Annotated in this window: 16 protein-coding genes; 10 read left to right on the plus strand and 6 right to left on the minus strand. The window is 61.9% G+C overall.

From position 1 onward, the window contains the following. Positions 1-235: 235 nt before the first annotated feature. The 3 genes from AB4N85_RS25675 (at position 236) to ampE (ending at position 3874) form a co-directional block, all read left to right on the plus strand. Complete coding sequence (locus AB4N85_RS25675; protein WP_236169290.1) at positions 236-2413, plus strand: DUF1631 domain-containing protein; 2178 nt, start codon at positions 236-238, stop codon at positions 2411-2413. A 64-nt stretch (positions 2414-2477) separates the two neighbouring features. After that, entirely contained in the window at positions 2478-3038 is a 561-nt protein-coding gene (gene ampD, locus AB4N85_RS25680) for a 1,6-anhydro-N-acetylmuramyl-L-alanine amidase AmpD (RefSeq protein WP_122747368.1), read from the plus strand. Then, complete coding sequence (gene ampE, locus AB4N85_RS25685) at positions 3035-3874, plus strand: regulatory signaling modulator protein AmpE (protein WP_150636065.1); 840 nt, start codon at positions 3035-3037, stop codon at positions 3872-3874. The genes ampD and ampE overlap by 4 nt, the downstream gene beginning before the upstream one ends. An 88-nt stretch (positions 3875-3962) precedes the next feature. Here ampE and AB4N85_RS25690 read toward each other — a convergent pair whose 3' ends face one another. Beyond that, the gene (locus AB4N85_RS25690; protein ID WP_056786210.1) at positions 3963-4934 is read right to left on the minus strand and encodes an IS110 family RNA-guided transposase; all 972 of its coding nucleotides are present in this window, start codon (positions 4932-4934) and stop codon (positions 3963-3965) included. A 1774-nt stretch (positions 4935-6708) separates the two neighbouring features. Here AB4N85_RS25690 and AB4N85_RS25695 point away from each other — a divergent pair. Further along, positions 6709-7398 (plus strand): methyl-accepting chemotaxis protein, encoded by a 690-nt coding sequence (locus AB4N85_RS25695; protein ID WP_370695133.1) that lies wholly within the window; start codon positions 6709-6711, stop codon positions 7396-7398. A 45-nt stretch (positions 7399-7443) separates the two neighbouring features. Here AB4N85_RS25695 and AB4N85_RS25700 read toward each other — a convergent pair whose 3' ends face one another. Next, on the minus strand, positions 7444-8220 hold the full coding sequence (locus AB4N85_RS25700) for a TatD family hydrolase (RefSeq protein WP_252868789.1): 777 nt from the start codon (positions 8218-8220) through the stop codon (positions 7444-7446). A gap of 3 nt (positions 8221-8223) precedes the next feature. After that, positions 8224-9219: a catabolite repressor/activator gene (gene cra / locus AB4N85_RS25705; RefSeq protein ID WP_110646628.1), complete on the minus strand. Its 996-nt coding sequence runs from the start codon at positions 9217-9219 to the stop codon at positions 8224-8226. A gap of 305 nt (positions 9220-9524) precedes the next feature. Between cra and ptsP the strand changes: the two genes are divergently transcribed. The 4 genes from ptsP (at position 9525) to AB4N85_RS25725 (ending at position 16704) form a co-directional block, all read left to right on the plus strand. Continuing rightward, positions 9525-12386, plus strand: a complete 2862-nt coding sequence (gene ptsP / locus AB4N85_RS25710; protein WP_460066393.1) for a phosphoenolpyruvate--protein phosphotransferase — start codon at positions 9525-9527, stop codon at positions 12384-12386. Next, positions 12386-13327, plus strand: a complete 942-nt coding sequence (pfkB, locus tag AB4N85_RS25715; protein ID WP_252868790.1) for a 1-phosphofructokinase — start codon at positions 12386-12388, stop codon at positions 13325-13327. Before ptsP ends, pfkB begins: the two co-directional genes overlap by 1 nt. An 11-nt stretch (positions 13328-13338) precedes the next feature. After that, on the plus strand, positions 13339-15072 hold the full coding sequence (locus AB4N85_RS25720) for a PTS fructose-like transporter subunit IIB (RefSeq protein ID WP_095180358.1): 1734 nt from the start codon (positions 13339-13341) through the stop codon (positions 15070-15072). Between the two features lie 90 nt (positions 15073-15162). After that, positions 15163-16704: an alkaline phosphatase D family protein gene (locus tag AB4N85_RS25725; RefSeq protein ID WP_460066395.1), complete on the plus strand. Its 1542-nt coding sequence runs from the start codon at positions 15163-15165 to the stop codon at positions 16702-16704. 466 nt (positions 16705-17170) lie between these two features. On the opposite strand, the gene AB4N85_RS25730 is transcribed toward AB4N85_RS25725, so the two are convergent. From AB4N85_RS25730 to AB4N85_RS25740, 3 genes are all read right to left on the minus strand, one after another. Then, positions 17171-17539 carry an endonuclease domain-containing protein gene (locus tag AB4N85_RS25730; protein ID WP_056782898.1) on the minus strand — a complete coding sequence of 123 codons (369 nt, stop codon included), beginning with the start codon at positions 17537-17539 and terminating at the stop codon, positions 17171-17173. A 225-nt stretch (positions 17540-17764) separates the two neighbouring features. Then, on the minus strand, positions 17765-20293 hold the full coding sequence (locus AB4N85_RS25735) for a PepSY domain-containing protein (protein WP_460068394.1): 2529 nt from the start codon (positions 20291-20293) through the stop codon (positions 17765-17767). A 235-nt stretch (positions 20294-20528) separates the two neighbouring features. Beyond that, positions 20529-22844, minus strand: coding sequence for a TonB-dependent receptor (locus tag AB4N85_RS25740; protein ID WP_252868792.1), 2316 nt, complete (start codon positions 22842-22844; stop codon positions 20529-20531). Between the two features lie 207 nt (positions 22845-23051). Between AB4N85_RS25740 and AB4N85_RS25745 the strand changes: the two genes are divergently transcribed. Together AB4N85_RS25745 and AB4N85_RS25750 are read left to right on the plus strand one after the other, a co-directional pair. Then, positions 23052-23732: a Fe2+-dependent dioxygenase gene (locus AB4N85_RS25745; RefSeq protein WP_252868793.1), complete on the plus strand. Its 681-nt coding sequence runs from the start codon at positions 23052-23054 to the stop codon at positions 23730-23732. Beyond that, on the plus strand, positions 23729-24484 hold the full coding sequence (locus AB4N85_RS25750; RefSeq protein WP_252868794.1) for a tetratricopeptide repeat protein: 756 nt from the start codon (positions 23729-23731) through the stop codon (positions 24482-24484). Before AB4N85_RS25745 ends, AB4N85_RS25750 begins: the two co-directional genes overlap by 4 nt. Positions 24485-24658 lie beyond the last annotated feature (174 nt).

Below are 24658 nucleotides of genomic sequence, written 5' to 3' on the forward strand. Positions count from 1 at the left end.
TATAGGGGCAGGGCGCGAGCCAACCCAAGGCGAGAACGTTCGTGCCTGACGCATCTGGTCGATTTTCCTGCGCTGAGTGCGAGGTGTGGCGTATAGGGGAAACCCTGAGGCCTATAGCATCGCCGGCCTGTTTTGCCAGATAATCCGCCTTGTATTTGACGTCATGGCTTTGACGAACGAGTCCAGTTGGGCAGTGTCAAAGCGACGAACCGAATCACCGTTCCAGGAGGCTTGGATGCGCAACGACGGGAAAGTGGTGCCTTTGCACCGGGCGACTGCCGATTTGGCGGACCACTCGCCGCTTGCCCGCTTGCCGGTGATTCTGCTGCAGGTTCGCGACAAGGCTGCGCAGCAACTGCGCCACGATTTGCAGGAATTGTTCGATAACGCTGACGACACGCTGTTCGAAATGGCCGACCGGGCGCGCAACGACGTCGATCAGAACATTTTTTTCGAAGCCATGCGCGACCTGCGCCTCAAACGCAAAAACATCGAGCGCGGCTTTCTGGAACTGTTCTTTGAAGCCTTCGCCGGCCTTACCCAATACGACCCCGCCGCCAACACACTGCCACGCACGCCGGTGGTCGAAGAGTCGGCGCCGCGCACCGATGCCATGGAGCGTACCGTCGCCGTGCAGACCATGGTCAGCCGTGTGCTCAAGCGCGACGGCTTCGCTCTCGATCAACTCACCGCACGCTTCAGCTCGATGCTCGGCAAGCGTCTGGACGATCAGCACAATCCGCTGAGTCCGGCCATGCTCTGCGAATATTTCCTGCAGGCCGGACGTAACCTCGGCGTCGAGATCAAGGTCAAGCTGATCCTGCTCAAGCTGTTCGAACGCTATGTGCTGGCTGACACCGAACAGTTGTATGGCGAGGCCAATCAGTTGTTGCTCGCCACCGGCGTGTTGCCACATCTGAAACCCGCCGTGGCTCGTCGCATGGTCGAGCCTGCGGACAGCGACACATTGATTGAAGATCTCGACGAGCCGCCAGCGGACGAAGGCATCGAGGAAGTGTTCGCAGCGATGCAGCAATTGCTCGCCCAGGTCCGCGGCCGCGTCACACCGACCCTGGAGCCCGGCGCCCCGGCGCATCCGATCAACACCCGCGACCTGCTGCGGTTGTTGTCGCACTTGCAGCAATACGTACCGGCGCTGGAGGCTCAGGAAGATTTCGATCTGCGTCATCAGCTCGAACAGTTGCTGACCCGAGTCAGCGTCCGAAGTGGCCGCTCACGCATTGTCGCGACTGCCGACGAAGATGTGATCAACCTGATCGCCATGGTCTTCGACTGCATCCTCGACGATCGCAATGTGCCCGATGCGCTCAAGGCGCTGATCGGCCGATTGCAGATTCCGATGCTCAAGGTTGCGGTGTTGGACAAGAGTTTCTTCAGCCGCAGCACGCACCCGGCGCGGCGCCTGCTCAACGAAATCGCCGAGGCCGCAATGGGCTGGAGCGATTGCGACGGCGCTGAGCGCGACAACCTATACGTGCGCATCGAACAAGTGGTGCAGCGCTTGCTGAGTGATTTTGTGGATGACCCGGCGATCTTCTCCGAACTGCTCGCCGACTTCCTCGCCTTCACTCAGGAAGAGCGCCGCCGCACCGAACTGCTGGAACAACGCTTGCGGGACGCCGAGGAAGGCCGGGCGAAGGCCGAGCTGGCTCAGCGGCGTGTCGCGCAGGCGTTGCAACAGGCGCTACTGGGCAAAGTGCTGCCGGCGACGGTGGTGAGTTTCGTCCAGCAGGCCTGGAGCAAAGTGCTGTTGCTGACCTGCCTCAAGCACGGCGATCAGTCCGCCGAATGGCATGCCGATGTGCAGACCATGGAACAGTTGGTCTGGAGCGTGCAGCGCCATGACGACGGCGAATCCAGCCTGCGCCTGCTGGCACTGGTGCCGGGTTTGCTCAAGTCGCTGCGCGATGGCCTGAGCAGCACCGCGTTCGACCCGTTTGCCACCAGCGAATTTTTCAGCGAACTGGAGGCTCTGCACGTACGCGTGCTGGAACGTTCCGACGATGCCGAGCACAGCGCCATGCCGCTGATCGAAGTCACGCCCGAGGTCTTGCAGCACAGTGCCGACCAGGCAGCAGCGACCCCGGCGCCGCGCCTGGCGCAAGACGATGCCGGTCTGTCTCAGGTCGAGCAGTTGCGTGTGGGCAACTGGGTGGTGTTCGACGCAGACGAGGAACAGACCTTGCGTTGCAAACTCGCCGCGATCATCGAAGAGACCGGCAAATATGTCTTCGTCGACCGCACCGGGACGAAAGTGCTGGAGCACAGCCGCACCGACCTCGCCTTGGCTTTCAGCCGTGGCGCCGCGCGCGCACTGGATGACACCTTGCTGTTCGACCGCGCACTGGAATCGGTGCTGGGCGACCTGCGGCGACTCAATCGCGGCAAGTGATCGCGCGGTGAGGGCGGATCGCGGCATACTGGGCGCCCACATGGTTGGCGTTGAAGGAATCGGTATGCAGTTGGATCCCGCGAGCGGGTGGTGTCATGGCGTGCAGATCTGCCCGTCGCCCAACTTCAATGAGCGCCCGGCGGGCGAAGTGTCCCTGTTGGTCATCCACAACATCAGCCTGCCGCCGGCGCAATTCGCCACGGGCAAGGTGCAGGAATTTTTCCAGAATCGTCTGGATGTCACTGAACACCCGTACTTTGCAGGCATCGCTGACCTGCGTGTCTCGGCGCATTTTCTGATCGAACGTGACGGCAAGGTCACCCAGTTTGTCTCCTGTCTGGAACGGGCGTGGCATGCCGGCGTTTCGATGTTCGAAGGTCGTGAAACCTGTAACGATTTTTCCGTGGGCATCGAGCTGGAAGGCACCGATGATCTGCCGTTCACCGACGAGCAATATCGCGCGTTGACTGCGCTGACCCGGCAGTTGCAGAAACGCTTTCCAGCGATCACCGATCAGCGCATCTGCGGCCACAGCGATATCGCGCCGGGGCGCAAGACCGATCCGGGACCGGCATTCGACTGGGCACGCTACCGCGCCGCCCTGGCAAAAGAGGAAGGACAATGAGTTTTCTGGTGTTACTGCTGGCGCTGTGGATCGAGAAGTTTTCGGCCCTGCGCCATCGGCTTCAACGCGACGGCGGATGGATCCGCGAACTGCACAAACTCGAAAAAAGCAAACGGCTGGCCAGGCAACCGTGGCTGGTGCTGACGATTCTGGTGCTGTTCCCGGTGGCGTTGCTGGCGCTGTTGCTGCTGGTGCTGGAACCTGTGGCTTACGGTTTGCTGGCGCTGCCGGTGCATTTGCTGGTGGTGATCTACAGCCTCGGACGCGGCGATCTGCTCGGCGGCCTCGGCCCGTTCCGCGATGCCTGGCGCCGTGAGGATCTGCAAGCGGCGGCCCACGTGGCCAAGCGCGACCTGGACATCTGCGCCGATAACGGCGAGCAGTTGCTCGAGCGGGTGCAAGGGCATCTGCTGTGGCAGGCCTATCAGAGTTTCTTCGCGGTGATCTTCTGGTACTTCCTTCTCGGCCCCGTGGCGGCATTGGCCTATCGTTTGCTGGCGCTGGCCGAAGAGCACGGCTGCAATCCGGCGCTGGTCGAGCGTGCTGCGCAATTGCGTCACGCTTTCGATTGGGTGCCGGTTCGTTTGCTGGCGGCAAGTCTTGCGTTGGTCGGCAACTTCGTCGCGGTCAGCCGAGTGATGCTGCATGAGCTGCTGAACTGGAACATCAGCGCTGCGCAGTTGATCAACAAGGTCGGCCTGGCCGCCGGGGAAGTTCCACCGCCAGTGGTCGGCCCGGACGGCATAAACACCCTCGATTGCCTGTGGGAACTGCTGCTGCGCGCGGCGGTGCTGTGGTATGCCGGGTTTGCCTTGTGGACGGTTCTGGTTCACTGATTCGCTGATTTACAGAAAGATCAAAAGATCGCAGCCTTCGGCAGCTCCTACCTTGGAACGCATTTCCCTGTAGATACCGTCTTGAGCCTCACCGGGCAAGCGCAAGTTTCGGGTCATATGGCAGTCCTGACTTGAGCACTCCGTAAACGAAGTGCAGCAGCTTGCGCATTGCTGCGCAGATGATCTGCTTGGGGGCCTTGCCATTGGCTTCCAGGCGTTCTTTCATCGCCTTGATCGCCTTATTGTGTTTCAGCGCCACCATGCCAGGCATGTAAAGGCCTGCACGCAGCCGTGCTGACCCTACTCTTGAGATCAGGGTGTGACCTTTGAGCTTTCCTGATTCCTGCAGCTTTGGATTGAGCCCTGCAGCAGCGACCAGTTGGCGAGGATCACTGTATTTGCGCAAGTCACCCAGTTCGGCGAGCAATCGTTCAAGCGTTTTTTGTCCGATGCCGTCGATGGTTACGATGAGATCCCGCATCTGACGCATATCCGGGTCGTCATCGATGTGTTTTTTGATCGCCTTATGCGTTTCTACGATCTCTTTTTCGATATGGCGCAGAACGGAGTTGATCGAGTCTTTGACCTTTTCGTCGGAAACGTCCAGACGATTGAGCTCCATTTGTTCCATTTCCTGAAGGTCATCCAGGCGGCGCACCATTGCTTTTAACTGGCGGTATTTCAGCGGCTCAGGCGCCCATGGGTGAAGTTTTTGATCCTTTTCCCGGGCAAAGTCGGCGATCAGTTTGGCATCGCTTTTATCAGTCTTGATGCGGCGCAGTTCGCTGTCAGCGTACGCTTTGGTCGTAGCCGGGTTCACGACGCAGACCCGGAAGCCTTTGTTGTAAACGAATTCCGCGAGCTCCAAATGGTAGACGCTGGTGGCTTCCATCACGATCAGGGCCGAACGCTCGGCATTTTTTTCTAGCCACGCCTCAAACTCTTTAAAGCCCTTTGGATCGTTGGCCAGCTTGGCCTTGGTTTTGTGCTTGCCGTTGGGCTGGTGTGTAGCGATATCAAAGGTGTTCTTTGCGATGTCGACGCCAACGAAACCGGACATGATTGATTCTCCACTTGTTCCCTGTTGCGATCATCACGTCACTCTGTCCAACCTTGCGAATGCGGGCTCTCGCCGCAGGCGGGCCCAAGATACCGTGCGAACTGTACGAGTGAGTGTGGAGGGCTGGAGCACGATCTACGTCACAGGCAAAAAGCCTAAGGAGCTGCGCGGCTTCCAAGTCCCTCCCTCGATGATCAGTCGAGAACTATCGCTCCTGACGGAGCGTTAGTCGAGATACAAGGAGCTGCCGAAGGCTCGGGCCGCGATCGGACGATCTTTTTGCTTTTGATTTGGCGATCACTGCATTGCCATTAACCTTAAGTTACAAAACCTCCCGCCGATTTACGCTATACAGAGATAGCGCCCGATAGTGGCTATCTGCTGTCGTCCCGCGCCTGCCAATAAAAACAAGAAAAACCAAGGGAGACTTCCAGTGAAGAGCTTGCTCTATCCCGCCGTCTCGCTGATGAACCGTCTGAGCTTCGGCATGAAGTTCAGCTTGATCAGCGTGCTGTTCCTGGTGCCGATGCTGGTGACCAATTTCTATCTGGTACGCGATTCCTATCGCGAATTTCAGGGCACACGCGTCGAACTGCAAAGCCTCGACCTGTTGGGCAGCAGCCTGACCCTGCGCCGGGATCTGGAGACCTTGAACAATCTGGTGCAGATCGACGTCACCCTCGGCCAGTCCGGCAAGGCCGGCAATGTCGAGGCGCAGATCCAGGCGCTGGAGCAAGCCGTGCTCGCGCGGCTCGAAGGGCTGACGGCGATGACCGAAGACCCCGAGCAGATCAAGCAATTCGAGGCCAAGCGCGATGAAATGATCGCCGCGTTCAAGGCCCAGCAAGCAGAGAGCTCGCTGCAAAGCAAAAGCGCGTTGATCGGCAAGTTGCTGGCCAGTGCGCAGATTTTCAGCCAGATCATCACCAGTCAGGCCGGGTTGAGCCGCGACAACCAGAGCGACATTCGTCAGCTCAGCGAACTGGTTACGCTGATCACCCCCAGCGTCACGCAAACCCTCGGCGAAGGCCGGGCGATGGGTTCGTATTCGTTGGGCCAGGGCTTTCTCAACAGTTCCTCGAGTACGCGTTTCGACGAGTTGCTGGTGCAGATCGAAAAACTCCAGGCCGAGTACGCCCTGAAACTGCAAGACGCCCTCGGTTCCAGCAGTGCTGCGCGCGAATCCCTCAGTGCCCAGGCCGACACCAGCAAGGCTTCGCTCAAGCAGGCCAGCGAGCTGTTCGAAGAACAAGTGGTGATGGCCGATACCCTCGATGCGCCGTGGCAGGCATTTTACGATCAGGTCACCGGGCTGATGGAACACACCTACCAGCTCAATCAGGCCACGCTGAAATTTCTCGACAGCCAGTTGCAGCAGCGTCTGGCGCAGAACCGCACGCACATGATTCTGCAAGCCTCTGCGCTGTCGGTGGTGTTTGTGCTGATTTTCTATCTTTATGGCGGTTTCTACGCCTCGACCCGGACCACCCTGAAAAGCCTGGGCGCGATGATGGACAAGGTCGCGGCCGGTGACATGACCGTCAACTTCAAGGCCAGCAGCCGTGATGAACTGGGCGAGTTGGGCGAGGTGTTCAACGGTACGGTGAAGAAGATTCACGACTTGATCGAACGCGTGGGCCACACCGTGGGTGAGGTCGAGCGCCAGGCCGGGCAGGTGGAGAGCGTGTCGGCGCAGAGCAATCAGGCCGTGGCCGGGCAGCGCTCGCAGATTGAACAAGTGGCGACGGCGATGAACCAGATGTCGGCGACCTCAATGGAAGTCGCCCGCAGTGCTGCGGCCGCGGTGAGCAGCGCCCACAGCGTCAACGACGAAACCCTCAGCGGACGCGGGCTGGTGGAATCGCAGCAGGGCAGCATTGCCGCGCTGGCCAGCGAAATCGATCAGTCGGTGCTGGTGATCAATCAACTGGCCAGCGACAGCCAGTCGATCAGCCGTGTGCTTGAGGTGATCAAGAGCATCGCCGAACAGACCAACCTGCTAGCACTCAATGCGGCGATCGAAGCCGCGCGAGCCGGCGAGCAGGGGCGCGGTTTTGCCGTGGTCGCAGATGAAGTGCGCACGTTGGCCAAGCGTACCCAGCAATCGACCGAAGAAATCGAGCAGATGATCGCCAAGCTGCACGGTGGCGTCGGCGCGGCGGTGAAGGCCATGGGCGTCAGCCATCAGATGGCCAACGGCACGGTGGGCCAGTCGGAGAAGGTCCAGCAGGCGCTGGAAAACATCCTTGGCGCGGTGGGCATGATCGTCGATCAGAATCAGCAGATCGCCGCCGCCGTCGAACAGCAGACCGCCGTGGCCCACGACATCGACCAGAACATCGTCGAAATCAACCGTGCCGGCGAACGCACAGCGCAAGGCGCGCACCAGACCGAAGATGCCAGCCGCGCGCTGTCGGCGCAGGTGGTTGAGCTCAAACAACTGATCAGCGCGTTTCGCGTCTGAGCCCCAAACAATCCTTGCACTCGTCAGCTCCTACCCGGGTACGTGTTACCAGCCGAAGACTTCGCAGCAGTTGGCGGTGCTGGCGTTGGCCAGTTGTTCAGGCGTTATATTCATCAGCTCGGCCAGCGCCGCGCAAATCGCCGGCAGATGCGCCGGGCTGTTGCGCTGGCCGGGGAACATGGCGGGGGCCATGTCCGGTGAGTCGGTTTCCAGCACCACCGATTGCAGCGGCAGTTCCGGCAGGACCCGATGCATGCGCAACGCCTGCGGCCAGGTCGGAGCACCGCCGAGACCCAGTTTGAACCCGAGCTTGAGGTATTCCCGCGCTTCCTCACGGCTGCCGGCGAAGGCGTGGATGATGCCGGCGCGTTTGAGCTTGAAGCGCTTGAGCGTGGCGATCACCGCCGCGTGGCTGCGGCGTACGTGGATCAGCGCCGGCAGCTCGAAGTCCGCCGCCAGTTGCAGCTGCGCTTCGAACAACGACTGTTGCCGCTCGCGATCGAGGTCTTCGATGAAATAATCCAGACCGATCTCGCCCACCGCACACAACTGCCGATGCCCGCGCAGGCGTGTCAGCCAGTCACCCAGTGCGAGCAAATCCTCGGAGCGATGCTGATCGAGGAACACCGGATGCAGACCGAACGCGGCGTACAGGTCGGCATCGCTCTGCACCAGGTCCCACACCCGTTGCCAGTTGCCCTGATGCACGCCCAGCACGACCATGCGCCGCACCCCGAGGGCGCGGCTTTCGGCCAGCAACTCTGCGCGATCGGCGTCGAAGTCGGGGAAGTCGAGGTGGGTGTGGCTGTCGATCAGCTCCACGCTTCAGTCCCGATGAATACGCTGCTTGAAGGTCCGCGCAATGGCTTGCACGCCCGGTTGGTAGTCGTCCTGCTCGACGGCGGCCAGGGCCAGTTCCAGGGCCTTGTCGGCGATCAACTGGTGTTGCTGGGACATGGCGTTGACCGGCAGTGGCAGGAAATCCAGCAACTGCGTGTCGCCGAACGTGCCCAGGCGCAGCGGCCGCGATTTCAGCGGGAAATCATGCAGCGCATCGAACACGCCCTGCAGCAGCACGTAGGAAGTGGTCACCAGCGCGTCAGGCAAATGCCCCAGACGCTGCAGGAGTTCTTCCATCAATTGCTTGCCGCACTCACGGCTGAACGACTCGGCGTGCTCGACCAGCACCTCACCTTTGAAATCTTTGAGAGCCTCGCGGAAACCGGCGGCACGCTCCTGGCTGATGCTCAGCTCCGGCCGTGCGCCGAGCAGCACGATCTGCTTTGGCTGCGGATCGAGCAGGCTCTGGGTCAGATGCAGGCTGGCCTCGCGGTCGTCGCTGATCACCGAGCAGAAATGCTCCGGCTCCATGACCCGGTCGATGGCGATGATCGGCAGACCCTTGGCCTGCAACTGGCGATAGCTGTCATCACCGGCCGGCAGGCAACTGGCGACGATCAGCGCATCGCATCGGCGCGCGCGGAACAGTTGCAGCAACTGGCGCTCGCTGTCCGGCGCATCGTCGGAACTGGCAATCAGCAATTGATAGCCGCGAGCCCGCGCGCCTTGTTCGAGCAACTTGGCGATCCGCGCGTAACTGGGGTTTTCCAGATCCGGCAGGATAAAGCCCAAGGTGCGCGTGTGCCGACTGCGCAGGCCGGCCGCTTGCGGATTGGGCGTGAAGCCGTGCAGATCGACCACCGCGCGCACGCGCTCGACGGTCGCGTTGCTGATGCGTTGCTGTTCGGCCTTGCCGTTGATGACGTAGCTGGCGGTGGTGACGGAGACGCCGGCCAACCGCGCAATATCACTGAGTTTCAACCCGGTATTTCCTTGTTTTTTCGAGCATGCCGCGACATTTTCGCCAATCCTACCCGATAAGGGCAGTCGACTTATTGCCTGGGCAGATCCGACCAGTTGGACTTCAAGGATGAGACATTATCGAGTAACGTGCCGATCAATCTAGATTAAACGTTTCAGCAAGCGTATTTTCTACGTTTTAGACGCCTTTGGCCGGTCCTGCCGTGAAACCGCCAAAACTGCCGCTGAAAAGCGCGGCAGAGCGCCTAAGCTGTGAACCATTCAAAACAATACCTGGCGTTGAACTGCGCCAAAAAGGAGATCGCATGCTCGAGCTCACTATAGAGCAGATATCCATGGGCCAGTCGGCCGTGGATAAACCCGCTGCCCTGCAATTGCTGGCCAGTCATCTGGTCGCCGATGGTCTGGTTGCCGACGGCTACCTCGCCGGCCTGCAGGCCCGGGAAGCCCAGGGCTCGACCTTTCTCGGTCAAGGCATCGCCATTCCCCACGGTACGCCGGAAACCCGCGATCAGGTATTCGCCACCGGCGTGCGCCTGATGCAGTTCCCCGACGGCGTTGATTGGGGCGATGGCCAGATCGTTTATCTGGCGATCGGCATCGCGGCGAAATCCGATGAACACCTGCGCCTGCTGCAACTGCTGACCCGCGCCCTCGGCGAGACCGATCTGGGCCAGGCCCTGCGTCGCGCCAGCTCGCCCGAAGCGCTGCTGAAGCTGCTGCAAGGCGCGCCGCAGGAACTGGCGCTGGACGCGCAGATGATCGGCCTCGGCGTGTCGGCCGACGATTTCGAAGAACTGGTCTGGCGCGGCGCACGTCTGCTGCGTCAGGCCGAATGTGTGAGCAATGGCTTTGCCGGCGTGTTGCAGCAAGTCGAAGCGCTGCCATTGGGTGATGGCCTGTGGTGGTTGCACAGCGAGCAGACCGTGAAGCGTCCGGGGCTGGCGTTCGTCACTCCCGACAAGCCAATGCGTTATCTCGGCCAGCCGCTTAGCGGTCTCTTCTGCCTGGCGAGTCTGGGCGAAGCGCATCAGGCGCTGCTCGAGCGTTTGTGCGCGTTGCTGATCGAAGGTCGTGGCCACGAACTGGGCCGCGCCACCAGCAGCCGCAAAGTCCTCGAAGTGCTCGGCGGTGAGCTGCCGGCCGATTGGCCGAGTGCGCGTATTGCCCTGGCCAACGCCCATGGTCTGCACGCACGACCAGCGAAGATTCTTGCGCAACTGGCGAAGAGTTTTGACGGCGAAATTCGCGTGCGCATCGTCGACAGCCAGGACAGCGCCGTATCGGTGAAGAGCCTGAGCAAACTGCTCAGCCTCGGCGCCCGCCGCGGTCAGGTGCTGGAGCTGATTGCCGAACCGAGCATCGCCGCCGATGCCTTGCCGGCTCTGCTCGCGGCGATTGAAGAAGGCCTCGGTGAGGAAGTCGAGCCGCTGCCGGCCGTGAGTCAGCAGCGCGAAGTGATCGCCGACATCGCCGAAGTGCTGATCGCCCCGGCCTCCGGCAGCCTGTTGCAGGCGATTCCTGCCGCACCGGGCATCGCCATCGGCCCGGCGCACATTCAGGTCCTGCAAGCCATCGATTACCCGTTGCGCGGCGAATCTGCCGCGATCGAGCGCGAGCGCCTCAAGCAAGCGCTGAGCGACGTGCGCCGCGACATTCAGGGCTTGATCGAACGCAGCAAGGCCAAGGCAATTCGCGAGATTTTCATCACTCACCAGGAAATGCTCGACGACCCGGATCTGACCGACGAAGTCGACACCCGCCTCAAGCAAGGCGAAAGCGCCGAAGCGGCGTGGATGGCGGTGATCGAAGGCGCCGCCAAACAGCAGGAATCGCTGCAGGACGCGTTGCTCGCCGAGCGTGCCGCGGATCTGCGTGACATCGGCCGTCGAGTGCTGGCGCAATTGTGTGGCGTGCAGACCGCGAACGAACCTGAGCAACCGTACATTCTGGTGATGGACGAAGTTGGCCCGTCCGATGTCGCGCGGCTTGATCCTGCGCGAGTGGCGGGGATTCTCACCGCGCGCGGCGGCGCTACCGCGCACAGCGCCATCGTTGCCCGTGCCCTCGGGATTCCAGCGTTGGTCGGTGCGGGGGCGGCAGTGCTGTTGCTCGAACCGGGCACGCCGCTGTTGCTCGATGGTCAGCGTGGCCGTCTGCATGTCGACGCCGATGCCGCGACCCTCAAGCGTGCCGCCGAAGAACGCGACACCCGCGAGCAACGCCTGAAGATCGCCGCCGAACAGCGCCATCAACCGGCGCACACCACCGACGGCCACGCCGTTGAAGTGTTCGCCAACATCGGCGAAAGCGCAGGCGTGACCAGCGCGGTGGAGCAGGGCGCCGAAGGCATTGGTCTGCTGCGCACCGAACTGATTTTCATGGCCCACCCACAGGCACCGGACGAGGCAACCCAGGAAGCCGAATACCGTCGCGTCCTCGATGGTCTGGCCGGACGGCCGCTGGTGGTGCGCACGCTCGACGTCGGCGGCGACAAACCGCTGCCGTATTGGCCGATCGCCAAGGAAGAAAACCCGTTCCTCGGCGTGCGCGGCATTCGCCTGACCCTGCAGCGGCCGCAGATCATGGAAGCGCAACTGCGCGCCTTGCTGCGTTCGGCCGACAACCGTCCGCTGCGGATCATGTTCCCGATGGTCGGCAGCGTCGAAGAGTGGCGCCAGGCCCGCGACATGACCGAACGCTTGCGTTTGGAAATTCCAGTCGCCGACCTGCAACTGGGGATCATGATCGAGGTGCCGTCCGCCGCATTGCTTGCGCCAGTGCTGGCCAAGGAAGTCGACTTCTTCAGCGTCGGCACCAACGACCTGACCCAATACACCCTGGCCATCGACCGTGGTCATCCGACGCTGTCTGCACAAGCGGACGGCTTGCACCCGGCGGTCCTGCAACTGATCGACATCACCGTGCGCGCCGCCCATGCCCATGGCAAATGGGTGGGCGTCTGCGGCGAGCTGGCGGCGGACCCGCTGGCGGTGCCGGTGCTGGTTGGCCTCGGTGTCGACGAGCTCAGCGTGTCCGGGCGCAGCATTGCCGAAGTCAAGGCGCGCATCCGTGAACTCAGCCTGCCCCAGGCGCAAACCCTCGCTCAACAGGCCCTGGCCGTGGGCAGCGCGAATGAAGTGCGCGCATTAGTGGAGGCCCTGTAATGGCCAAGATTCTCACCCTGACCCTCAACCCGGCACTCGACCTCACCGTCGAGCTGTCACGGCTGGATGCCGGTCAGGTCAATCGCAGCGAGGAGATGCACACCCACGCTGCGGGCAAAGGCGTCAACGTCGCCCAGGTGCTGGCGGACCTCGGCCATCAGGTCACCGTCAGCGGCTTTCTCGGCGAAGACAATCTGCAAGCGTTCGAAACCCTGTTCGCCAAGCGTGGTTTTATCGACGCGTTCATCCGCGTGCCGGGCGAGACGCGCAGCAACATCAAGGTCGCCGAACAGGACGGGCGCATTACCGACATCAACGGTCCGGGGCCAATGGTCGATGCAATGGCGCAGCAAGCTTTGCTTGATCGCTTGCTGCAGATCGCACCGGGGCACGATGCGGTGGTGGTCGCCGGCAGTCTGCCGCGTGGCGTCACTGCGCAATGGTTGCGCGAGCTGATTGAAAGCTTGAACGCGCTCGGCTTGAAAGTCGCCCTCGATTCCAGTGGTGAAGCCTTGCGCGTCGCGTTGCAGGCCAGCCCCTGGCTGATCAAACCGAACACCGAAGAATTGGCCCACGCCCTCGGCTGCGAAGTGGTGTCGCCGATCGCCGAAGCACAAGCCGCCGCACGTTTGCATGCGCAAGGCATCGAGCACGTGGTGATCTCCCACGGCGCTGACGGGGTCAACTGGTTCAGTGTCGGCTCGGCCCTGCACGCCACGCCGCCGAAGGTCAGCGTGGCCAGCACGGTCGGTGCCGGCGATTCATTGCTGGCTGGCATGCTCCACGGTCTGCTCAGTGCTGATACGCCGGAGCAAACCCTGCGCACCGCCACCGCGATTGCGGCAATGGCGGTGACCCAGATCGGTTTTGGCATCAACGACGCTGCGCAACTGGCGCAGCTCGAACAGGGCGTGCGCGTGCGCCCCCTGACAGAACAATAAGAGGGTTTGTGATGAAGTTAGCCATTGTTACGGCTTGCCCGAACGGCATGGTCACCAGTGTGCTGTGCGCGCGCCTGCTCGATGCAGCGGCGCAGCGCCAGGGCTGGAGCACCAGCGTTGAAGTGGTCGATCCGGCACACCCGGAACGCGAATTGTCGGCGGCGACCATCGAAGCCGCCGAGTGGGTCTTGCTGGTCACCACTGGCGCGGTGGACATGAGTCGCTTCGTCGGCAAGCGCGTGTTCCAGATCGCTCCGGCGCAGGCGCTGCAGGATGTCGAAGCGGTACTGCGTCGCGGTGCTGAAGAAGCCGAAGTCTACGTGGCCAGCGCAGTCGAACCGGCGATTGACGCGCCACGTGCGCCGCGCATCGTCGCCATCACGGCCTGCCCGACCGGCGTCGCCCACACCTTCATGGCCGCCGAAGCGTTGCAGCAGACCGCCAAGCGTCTGGGCTATGAATTGCAGGTCGAAACCCAAGGCTCGGTCGGCGCGAAAACCCCGCTCAGCGCAACGGCCATCGCCGAGGCTGACGTGGTACTGCTGGCGGCGGATATCGACGTCGCTACCGAGCGTTTCGCTGGCAAGAAAATCTATCGCTGCGGCACGGGCGTTGCGCTGAAGCAGTCTGAAGCGACTTTGAAAAAAGCCTTGGCCGAAGGCGCTGTCGAAAGTGCGGCAAGCGACGGCAAGGCCCCGGCCAAGTCCGAGAAAACCGGCGTCTACAAGCACCTGCTCACGGGTGTGTCGTACATGCTGCCAATGGTGGTGGCGGGTGGTTTGCTGATCGCGTTGTCCTTCGTGTTCGGCATCACCGCGTACAAGGAAGAAGGCACGCTGGCGGCGGCGCTGATGCAGATCGGCGGCGACACCGCGTTCAAGCTGATGGTGCCGTTACTCGCCGGTTACATCGCCTACTCGATCGCCGATCGCCCGGGCCTTGCGCCGGGGATGATCGGCGGTTTGCTCGCAGGCACTCTGGGCGCCGGATTCATCGGCGGGATCATTGCCGGTTTCATTGCCGGTTACGCCGCCAAAGCCATCGCCCGCTATGTGAAATTGCCGCAGAGCCTGGAAGCGCTGAAGCCGATTCTGATCATCCCGTTGCTGGCCAGTCTGGTGACCGGCCTGGTGATGATTTACGTGGTCGGCAAACCGGTCGCCGGCATGCTCGCCGCGCTCACCCAGTTCCTCGACAGCATGGGCACCACCAACGCAATTCTGCTCGGCGTGCTGCTCGGCGGCATGATGTGCGTCGACCTCGGCGGGCCGATCAACAAGGCCGCCTATGCGTTTTCGGTGGGGCTGCTGGCCTCGCAGAGTTACGCACCGATGGCCGCGACCATGGCCGCCGGCATGGTGCCGCCGATCGGTCTGGGCATCGCCACCTTCATTGCCCGGCGCAAGTTTGCCCAGACTGAACGCGAGGCCGGCAAAGCGGCTTTCGTGCTGGGCCTGTGCTTTATCTCCGAAGGGGCGATTCCGTTTGCCGCGAAAGACCCGCTGCGGGTGATCCCGGCGAGCATCGCTGGCGGCGCGCTGACCGGTGCCTTGTCGATGTACTTCGGCTGCAAACTGATGGCGCCGCACGGTGGCTTGTTCGTGCTGGCGATCCCCAATGCGATCAACCATGCGCTGCTGTATCTGCTGGCGATTGTTGCGGGGAGCCTGGTCACGGCGGTGGTGTATGCGCTGCTCAAACGGCCTGAGGCTGTCGAGCTACCGCTGGAGCCCGCCAAGGCCTGACCGACAACACCAAATCCCTGTGGGAGTCTGCATTGTCATAGCGGATTCATACACCCGTGCTTAAGTTTTCCCTTTTGCAGGGAGAACACCATGAGCGATTTCAATCTCGGCCGGCGTCGCGTCATGCAAGCGGTCGGCGCCGGGCTGTTGCTGCCGGGGCTGGCGCCGGCGGTGATTGCCTCGGTCAAGGATCGTCCGCAGCTCACCGACGGCGTGCAGTCCGGCGACCTGCTCGGCGACCGCGCGATGATCTGGAGCCGCAGCGATCGGCCGGCGCGCATGGTGGTCGAGTGGGACACCGGCAGCCTGTTCGGCAACCCGCGCAAATTCGTCTCGCCACTGGCCGATGCGCGCAGCGATTTCACCGCCCGCGTCGAACTCACCGGCCTGCCGGCCAACCAGGCAATTTTCTATCGCGTGCACTTCGAAGACGCCCAGAGCGGCGTCGCCAGCGAACCGTGGTTCGGCCATCTGCGCAGCGTGCCAACGACAAAACGCGACATCCGTTTTGTCTGGAGCGGTGACACCGTAGGCCAAGGCTTCGGGATCAACCCGGACATCGGCGGCATGCGCATCTACGAAGCCATGCGCCTGCGCCTGCCGGACTTCTTTATTCACAGCGGCGACACCATCTACGCCGACGGCCCAGTGCCCGCGCAACTGACCACGGAAAGCGGGCGCATCTGGCGCAATGTCACCACTGAAGCCAAAAGCAAAGTCGCGCAGACCCTCGACGATTATCGCGGCAACTATCGCTACAACCTGATGGACGAAAACATCCGCCGCTTCAACGCCGAAGTGCCGCAGATCTGGCAGTGGGACGATCACGAAGTGGTCAACAACTGGTCACCGGGCAAGCAGCTGGATGAGCGTTATCAGGAGAAAGATATCCACAAGCTGGTCGGCCGCGCGCGGCAGGCGTGGCTGGAATATGCGCCGATGCGTTTGCAAGCGGCGGACGGCGGCGGGCGCATTTATCGCAAGCTCAGTTACGGGCCGATGCTCGACGTATTCGTGCTGGATATGCGCAGCTATCGCGAAGCCAACGACGACAACCTGGGCGCGGCAAAACCGTTTCTCGGCCGCGAGCAGCTGGACTGGCTCAAGCGTGAATTGCAGGCATCGAAGGCACAGTGGAAAGTCATCGCCGCCGATATGCCCATCGGCCTTGGCGTGCCGGACGGCGAGGTCAGTCCGGGCGTTGCGCGTTGGGAAGCCGTGGCCAACGGCGACCCCGGCCCGGCGCAGGGGCGAGAGCTGGAAATCGCCGAGCTGCTCGGATTCCTGCGCGCGCAGCAGGTGCGCAATTTCGTGTTTCTGACGGCGGACGTGCACTACTGCGCGGCGCATCACTATCATCCGGACCGCGCGGCGTTTCAGGATTTCGAACCGTTCTGGGAATTTGTTGCCGGACCGTTGAACGCCGGCAGTTTCGGGCCGAATCCGTTGGACAAGACGTTTGGCCCAGAGGTGGTGTTCGAGAAAGCACCGCCCGCACAGAACACTTCGCCGTTTGCCGGGTTTCAGTTTTTTGGTGAGGTGAATATCGAAGGGCAGAGCGGCGAGATGAGCGTGGTGTTGCGGGATCTGGATGGTGTAGCAGTGTTTGAGCAGAAGTTGCAGCCTGTTTAATCACGCTGGATCAAAAGCCCCTCACCCCAGCCCTCTCCCGGAGGGAGAGGGAGCCGACCGAGGTGTCTCGCGTTAAGCATCGACCTCGAAGACCGAGGTGATTGTGGCTTTGGATTCAGTGAAGAACGCTCAGGTCGGCGTCGATTTCAAGCATCACCCAATCAGTCACCTCGCCCTCTGGGAGGGAGAGGGCCGACCGAAGTGTCTTGCGTCATGCATCGACCTGGAAGACCGAGGTGATTGTGGCTTTGGATTCAGTGAAGAATGCTCAGGTCGGCGTCGATCTCAAGCATCACCCAATCAGTCACCTCGCCCTCTGGGAGGGAGAGGGCCGACCGAAGTGTCTTGCGTCATGCATCGACCTGGAAGACCGAGGTGATTGTGGCTTTGGATTCAGTGAAGAACGCTCAGGTCGGCGTCGATCTCGAGCATCCCCCAATCAGTCCCCTCTCCCTCTGGGAGAGGGCTAGGGTGAGGGCATTTTCCGCTCTGCCGCAATTCTGATGATCTGCTCCAACACGTCATCCATCTGCTGAAGCACCTCAAGATTGCTGAATCGCACGACGTCGATGCCTTGTTGAGACAGGAAGTTCGACCGGCGCCGATCGTGAACCACCCCGGCCGTCTCATAATGCTGGCCACCATCCAGCTCAATCGCCAATCTCAACTCCACACAATAGAAATCCAGCACAAACGGCGGACATGGAAACTGTCGGCGAAATTTCAGGTTGGCTATCTGCCGGGAACGCAGGCGCTGCCAGAGCAGGTGTTCGCAATCTGTCTGGTTGGTGCGCAAGTGGCGGGCGAATTGGGCGAGGGTAGGGCGGCTTGGCATGGCTTCACGGTCCTTGTGAAGTTGAGTGGAGATTTAACAGTAGCCCATTTCCCTCATCGGAACGCCGCCCGCCCAGCCCTCTCCCAGAGGGAGAGGGAGCCGACCGAGGTGATTATGGCTATGGATTCAGTGAAGAACGCTCAGGTCGGCGTCGATCTCGAGCATCCCCCAATCGGTCCCCTCTCCCATTGGGAGAGGGCTAGGGTGAGGGGCTTTTCGCAGGCGTTAGTAAACATCCCGGCGATAGCGGCCCTGTTCGATCAGGCGTTCGACTTCGGCGCTGCCGAGGATATCGTTGAGCGCCTGGTCTACGCCTGAGGCCATCCCTTGAAGGCTGCCGCAGATATAAATGACGGCACCATCAGCCAACCACTTCTTCAGTTCATCCGCCGACTCACGCAAGCGATCCTGCACATAAACCTTCTCAGCCTGATCCCGCGAAAACGCCAGATCCAGCCGCGCCAGATCACCATTGACCAACCACTCCTCGAGCTCGGCGCGGCAGAGGAAGTCGTGCTCGCGGTTGCGCTCGCCGAACAGCAGCCACTGCCGTTGCTGACCATCGGCAATGCGTGCCTTGAGCAAACTGCGCAGGCCGGCGAGGCCTGTGCCGTTGCCCAGCAGGATCATCGGCACGGGCTCGTTCGGCAGGTGGAAACCGCTGTTGCGCCGCACGCGCAGGCTGATGCTGCCGCCCACAGGCGCATGCTCGGTGAGCCAGCCGGAGCCGATGCCGAGGCTGCCGTCGTTGTGCTGTTCCTGACGCACGATCAGCTCCAGCACGCCGTCAGCGGCAATCGAGGCGATGGAGTATTCGCGCATGGCCAGCGGCACCATCGCGTCGACCAGCGACTGCGCATGCAGGCCGACCAGATGCGCGCGGTGTTCGGGCAGTTGGCGTGAGGCGAGGGCCACTTCCAGCGGCTCGTCGATGCCGTTGACCTTCACCGGTGTTTCGCCACGGATGCCGAGGCCGTCGAGGAAATGTTCGATCGCCCACGGGCAATTGCGTGGCAGCACTTCGACCAGGTCACCGGCCAGCCAGCTGCGGGTGTCCGGGGCTTTGAGGCCGAGCAGATAGACCGGCGCGCCGCTGCTGTCGGGGTTCATCAGTTCGCGCCGCACCAGCGTCCAGTTGTCGTAGCTGGGTGCTTGCCAGGTTTCGCTCGGCGCCTGTCCGGTGAGCTGGCCGAGTTGCGTTTGCCAGTGACGCAGCGCGTAGGGATCGGCGCTATCGACCTCCACCGGGGCGAACAGCGTCTTGCCGCCGTGCTCGCCGAGCCATTGATGCAAGCGTTTGGCGAAGCCACAGAAGTGCGCGTACTGCCGATCGCCGAGGCCGAGCACGGCGTAGTTGAGGCTGTCGAGTGTCGAGGCTTTGGCCAGCACTTTGCGCTCGAAACCACGGGCGCTGTCCGGCGCTTCGCCGTCGCCGAAGGTGCTGACCACGAACAACGCGTTATTGGAATCCCGCAGATCCTGTTCGCTGAGATTGGCCAGCGGCTGCACGTTGACCGGCAGCCCGGCGGCCTGCAATTGCCCGGCGGTCTGCCACGCCAATTGTTCGGCGAAACCGCTCTGGCTGGCGAAACCGATCAGCCAGGCCGAAGCCTCGGCGGACGGTTGCGCGAGGCCTTGGCGGGCATCCTTGATCTGCTTTTTCTTGCGCCGACGGTCCAGATACAGCAGCCAGCCAGTGATGAAAAACAGCGGCATGCACACCGCCGCGATCGTGACGATGATGCGCCCGACAAGGCCGAAATAGCTGCCGACGTGCAGCGCATAAATGCTGGTCAGCAGTTGAGCCTTGAAGCTTTTGTCGGCATAGCGGTCGACGCGTTTGACTACGCCGGTGGCCGGATCGAGGGTGATCTGGTTCAGCGCGCGGTCATGGGGCGAGCTGTCGAGCAGGTAGAACACCGTCGCCGGCTGGCCGGCCACCGCCGGCATGCGAATGTTGTACGCGGCCAGACCCGGGCCGGCAGCGCTGTAGATGCTGCTCCACATCGCTGCGTAGTCGGCGGTCGGTGCCGGGCCTTCCGGCGCCGGGCCGCGACCGCCGCGCACGCGTTCGTTTTGCGGCGCGTCGGAAAGCAGGCGGGTCAGGCCTTTGTTGTACCACTCGTACGACCATGACAAGCCGGTCAACGCCAGCAGCAGATAGACCAAAAGGCACCAGGTGCCGGCCACCGAGTGCAGATCCCAATTGAACGCGCGGCCCTTCTTTTTCCAGTCCAGGGTTAACCACACGCGCCAGCTGTTCCACTGGCGTGGCCAGCGCAGATAAAGGCCGGAGAGGCAGAAGAACGGCAGCATCAAGGTGCAGGCGCCGGTGATGTTGCGCCCGGTGTCGCCCATGGCGAGAAAACGGTGCAGTTGCAACATCAGGCCGAAGAAGTCCTGGCCGGTGGCATCGCCCTTGAACTCGGCGGTGTACGGGTCGAAGTAGCGCATTTCGCCACGTCGTTCGCCCTTGGGCGGGGTGAAGAACACCCGTGCGGCGTGACCGCTGTCGGTCTCGACCCAGAGCATCGCGACTTTCTTGCCGGACGCGGCTTCGATGCGTTCCACCAGTTCCACTGGCGGCAGCACGCCGGCGACCTGTTTTTCCACCTGCAGAACGGACGGATTGAGCGCGCGCAGGATCTCTTCCTGAAACGAATAGGCCGCGCCGGTGATGCCCATCAGGGCCAGCACCAGCCCTGCGGTGATGCCAAAAAACCAGTGCAACTGGAACAGGGTTTTCTTCAACACGTCACTCGCCGTCCGTTCGGAAATTGTCATCACGGCGCGCATTATGCCGTGGGTTATCAAGAAGCGTTTTGCGTAACACACGAAAGCCCCGTTCAACTGAATGAACGGGGCCGAGCCTCGCGGCGCATTCCCTGTGGGAGCGAGCCTGCTCGCGAAAGCGGTGTGTCAGTCAGCATCGATGTTGCTGAAAGATTGCCTTCGCGAGCAGGCTCGCTCCTACAGGTATTCACATTGGTCAGAAGTGGAAATTGGTGCTCAACAGCGCCGTGCGTCCCGCCGCCTGATTGGCGAAGTGGGTCGAGAAGGCTTTGTCGTAATAGGTTTCGTCGGTCAGGTTCTGCACGTTGAGTTGCAGGTCGACGTTCTTGGTCAGCTTGTAGGCCGCCATCGCGTCGTAACGCACGTACGAATCGACCATCGTCGTGTTGGCGACACTGCCGTAGACGTCGTCGACGTAGAACGCGCCACCACCGATCGTCAGCTTCGGCGTGACCTGATACGTGGTCCACAGGCTGGCGCTGTTTTTCGGTGTGTTCGGCAGATCGTTGCCGTCGTTGGCGCGACCCAGCGGGCCACCATCAACCTGTTCGCTGTCCATGAAGGCGTAACCGGCGAACACCTGCCACTTGTCGGTGATCTTGCCGCTGGCCGACAGTTCGAAGCCTTGTACGCGGGTCTTGCCGGCGTTCTCGTAGGAACTGGTATCGACTTGCACGCGAGCGTTTTCCTTCTCGGTGCGGAAGATGTCGGCGGTCAGCGACAGGCGGTCATTGAGCAGATCCCACTTGGTGCCTATCTCGTAGTTCTTGGTGGTTTCCGGCTCCATGTCGCTGCTCAGCAGGTTGCCGCTGCGATCCGGTGTGCCGCCCAGCGGGTTGCCTTCCTGCCCTTCGCCCAGGGTGTTGCCCGGCGGTGTCGCCGAGGTCGCATAAGAGGCGTAGATGCTGCCGTTTTCCGCCGGCTTGTAGACCACGCCGAACTGACCGGTGACGAATTCGCTGGTGTCATCACCCTTGGAGGTGGTGGTCCCTGCGGCGTTGTAGGTCTTGTAGTCGGTGTCGAAGTGGTCATAGCGCAGGCCCATGTTCACCAGCCACTGCTCGGACAACTCCAGCGTGTCGAACACGTACAGCGCGTAGGTGTCGGCCTGGGTGTCGGTGCCGGCGTAGTTGCGCGAGATTGCGCCGTTCCACGGATCATTCGGATTCGGGTTCGACAGCGAGGTGCAGTTGTAACCGCTGGCGGCGCCGATCAGGCCCGGGTTGCAGTTGGTGGTGACGACGCTGGTGCGCGGCGTAGTGTCGGTGTTGACGTTGTACGAGGATTTCTCGCTCTGCTCACGGGTGTATTCGACGCCGGTGGAGAAGCTGTTCTTGAAACCGCCCACGTAGAAGGTGCCGAACAGGTCGGTCTGGTTGGTGGTGGTTTCGGTGTTGCTCACCCGCGTGTTGGCCCGACGCCAGACGCTGCCGTTGTTGACGTTGCCCTTGCTGTCGTCCGGCTGGGTGAGGATGTAATCCTGCATGCTGCTGCCGTGGCGCAGGGTGTTCTTGATGGTCAGCGCGTCGTTGAGGTCGTGCTCGATGGCGAAGGTCGCGGTGTCGGTGCGGCCCTTGCGGAAGTCACGATCCAGACCATAGAAGTTGTCGTGATCGCCACCGGCGTACGGCTTGTCCGGATTGGACTTGGTGCGTGCGGCCGAACCACCGGTTGGGATGGTGTACGGGATGCCCGAGTCCGGGGTGTCGTTGCTTTCCAGATGGTAGTAGTCGAGGTTTACACGGGTATCGGTGCCCAGGCCGAAGGCCAGCGACGGCGCGATGCCCCAACGGTCGTAATCGACCTTGTCGCGACCGGCGACGTTGCTCTCGTGGCTCATCAGGTTGAGACGGCCGGCAGCGCTGTCGCTGAACTGATAGTTGCCGTCGAGGGTGTAGCGCTGGGTCTGGTCGGAGCCGTAGGTGAAGCCGCCGTCGAACGAGTTGCCCAGATGGGCTTTCTTGCTCACCAGGTTGATGCTGCCGCCGGCCGCGCCACGACCGCCAATCGCCGAGTTCGGACCTTTGCTGACTTCGATGTTTTCCACGGCGAAGATTTCGCGGCTCTGCGAACCGGTATCGCGCACGCCGTCCAGGTAAGTGTCACCCTGAGCATCGAAGCCGCGAATGAATGGACGGTCGCCCTGCGGGTTGCCGCCTTCACCGGCGCCGAAGGTAATGCCCGGCACGGTACGCAAGGCGTCCTGCATATTCAGCGCGCCGGTGTCCTTGAGCACTTGTTGCGGGATGACGGTGACCGAGCGCGGGGTGTCGACCAGCGGCGCGGTGTACTTGGGCGAGGAGGCTTTTTCGACCTGATAGGAGGTCGAGTCCTGGGCTTCACCGGTGATGGCGGTGGCGTCCAGGGCAATGGCGTTGCCGGAAGTTTTGCTCTCGGTTTTTTCCGCCGCGAAGACCATCTGCCCAGCGGAGCCGGCGGTGATTGCGACACCGATTGCCGAGGCGAGCAGACGTGGTGAACTGACCGGTAATTGTGCGTGTTGACGTGCCATTTTTATTCCCCTCCCCAAGGATTTGAGGCGGCGGAATATAGGGTAAACAGGTATTCGTATCAATTGCGAAACATTGTTATTCGCATTGAATTTACATTCTTTACAATTTGCTCTTACGGTCTCTGCCTGTTCGTTCGTCTCGGGGGTTTTACACAGTCAATAAGAATCAATACCATTGCCGCCTTCTTGCCATCAGGTGACATCGCCATGCTGTTGCACATACCCGGGCTGTTCGCAAAAGACGAAGTGCAGCGCATCCGCCAGGCCCTGGAGCAAGCGGATTGGGCCGACGGCAAGATCACCGCCGGCTTCCAGTCGGCCAAGGCCAAGCACAATCTGCAACTGCCCGAAGGCCACCCGCTGGCCAAGGAAATCGGCGCGGCGATGCTGGAGCGGTTGTGGAAAAATCCGCTGTTCATGTCTGCCGCACTGCCGTACAAGGTCTTCCCGCCGCTGGTCAATTGCTACACGGCCGGCGGCAGTTTTGATTTCCACATCGACAACGCCGTGCGCCAGCCCAAGGGCAGCATCGAGCGGGTGCGCACCGATTTGTCGGCTACGCTGTTTTTCAGCGAGCCGGAAGATTACGACGGCGGCGAACTGGAGATTCAGGACACCTACGGCACCCAGCGCGTGAAGCTGCCGGCCGGCGACATGGTGTTGTATCCGGGCACCAGTTTGCACAAGGTCAATGCGGTCACACGTGGTGCGCGTTATGCCTCGTTTTTCTGGACGCAAAGCCTGGTGCGCGAAGACAGCCAGCGCGCGTTGCTGTTCGAAATGGACGGGGCGATTCAGCAGTTGACCCAGGACGTTCCCGATCACCCTTCGCTGATCCGCCTCACTGGCACTTATCACAACTTGCTGCGGCGCTGGGTCGAGGTATGAGTTTCCAGTTGCGCCGCGAGGAAGTTCTCGATGCAGCCGGGTTGGCGGCAATGCTTGAAGAAAGCCCGGCCCGCGCTGCGCAGGCGATTTTGCTGGCGGCAGGCGAGGGAGAGGTTGAAGCGCAGGCGCTGCTTGGGCAGATCCTGCTGGACGGTCAGGGCATCGCGCAGGATCAACCGCTTGCATTGCGCTGGTTCGGTATCGCCGCCGGGCGCGGGCATCTGATGGCGCGCAACATGCTCGGGCGTTGTCATGAGCATGGTTGGGGTTGTGCGGCGGATGCCTCGGTCGCGGCGCAGCATTATCGGATCGCTGCCGAGGCGGGGCTGGACTGGGCGATGTACAACCTGGCCAATCTACTGGCCACCGGGCGCGGGGTGACGGTTGATCATCAGCAGGCGCTGGCGTTGTACCGGCGTGCAGCTGAGTTGGGCCATGCGAAATCGATGAACCTGCTGGGGCGCTATCTGGAGGAAGGGCAGGTGTGTCCGGCGGATCCGCTGGCGGCGCGTGACTGGTATCGGCGTTCGGCTGAGGGAGGGGATTTTCGTGGGCAGTTCAGTTTCGCTGCAGTTTTAGCGGCTGAGGGACGGGTTGATGAAGCAGTTGTTTGGCTTGAGAAAGCCTTGGCTGGGGGCAATCTTAATTTTCTGCGGGTGGCGAGCCAGACGCTGGCTGATGCGACAGGCTTGCGAATTCAGGCGATGGCTAGTCGGTATGCCGCTCGGTATGCAGAGTTGCAGCGCGGCTGAAACCGCCGAGCCCTCACCCTAGCCCTCTCCCAGGGGGAGAGGGAACCGACCGAGGGATGCTTGGGAGGTACGCCGACCTGCAATGGTTTTGCCGAATCCATAATCGCCAAGGTGGTTCAGGTCGATGTCGGACGGAAGACCACTCGGTCGGCTCCCTCTCCCTCGGGAGAGGGC

The organism is Pseudomonas sp. H1_G08, from assembly GCF_054681355.1.

Coding starts and splice junctions, on each gene's coding strand:
- AB4N85_RS25675 (WP_236169290.1), top strand. CDS start 236: ATGCGCAACGACGGGAAAGTGGTGCCTTTGCACCGGGCGACTGCCGAT.
- ampD (WP_122747368.1), top strand. CDS start 2,478: ATGCAGTTGGATCCCGCGAGCGGGTGGTGTCATGGCGTGCAGATCTGC.
- ampE (WP_150636065.1), top strand. CDS start 3,035: ATGAGTTTTCTGGTGTTACTGCTGGCGCTGTGGATCGAGAAGTTTTCG.
- AB4N85_RS25690 (WP_056786210.1), bottom strand. CDS start 4,934: ATGTCCGGTTTCGTTGGCGTCGACATCGCAAAGAACACCTTTGATATC.
- AB4N85_RS25695 (WP_370695133.1), top strand. CDS start 6,709: ATGGAAGTCGCCCGCAGTGCTGCGGCCGCGGTGAGCAGCGCCCACAGC.
- ptsP (WP_460066393.1), top strand. CDS start 9,525: ATGCTCGAGCTCACTATAGAGCAGATATCCATGGGCCAGTCGGCCGTG.
- pfkB (WP_252868790.1), top strand. CDS start 12,386: ATGGCCAAGATTCTCACCCTGACCCTCAACCCGGCACTCGACCTCACC.
- AB4N85_RS25720 (WP_095180358.1), top strand. CDS start 13,339: ATGAAGTTAGCCATTGTTACGGCTTGCCCGAACGGCATGGTCACCAGT.
- AB4N85_RS25725 (WP_460066395.1), top strand. CDS start 15,163: ATGAGCGATTTCAATCTCGGCCGGCGTCGCGTCATGCAAGCGGTCGGC.
- AB4N85_RS25730 (WP_056782898.1), bottom strand. CDS start 17,539: ATGCCAAGCCGCCCTACCCTCGCCCAATTCGCCCGCCACTTGCGCACC.
- AB4N85_RS25740 (WP_252868792.1), bottom strand. CDS start 22,844: ATGGCACGTCAACACGCACAATTACCGGTCAGTTCACCACGTCTGCTC.
- AB4N85_RS25745 (WP_252868793.1), top strand. CDS start 23,052: ATGCTGTTGCACATACCCGGGCTGTTCGCAAAAGACGAAGTGCAGCGC.
- AB4N85_RS25750 (WP_252868794.1), top strand. CDS start 23,729: ATGAGTTTCCAGTTGCGCCGCGAGGAAGTTCTCGATGCAGCCGGGTTG.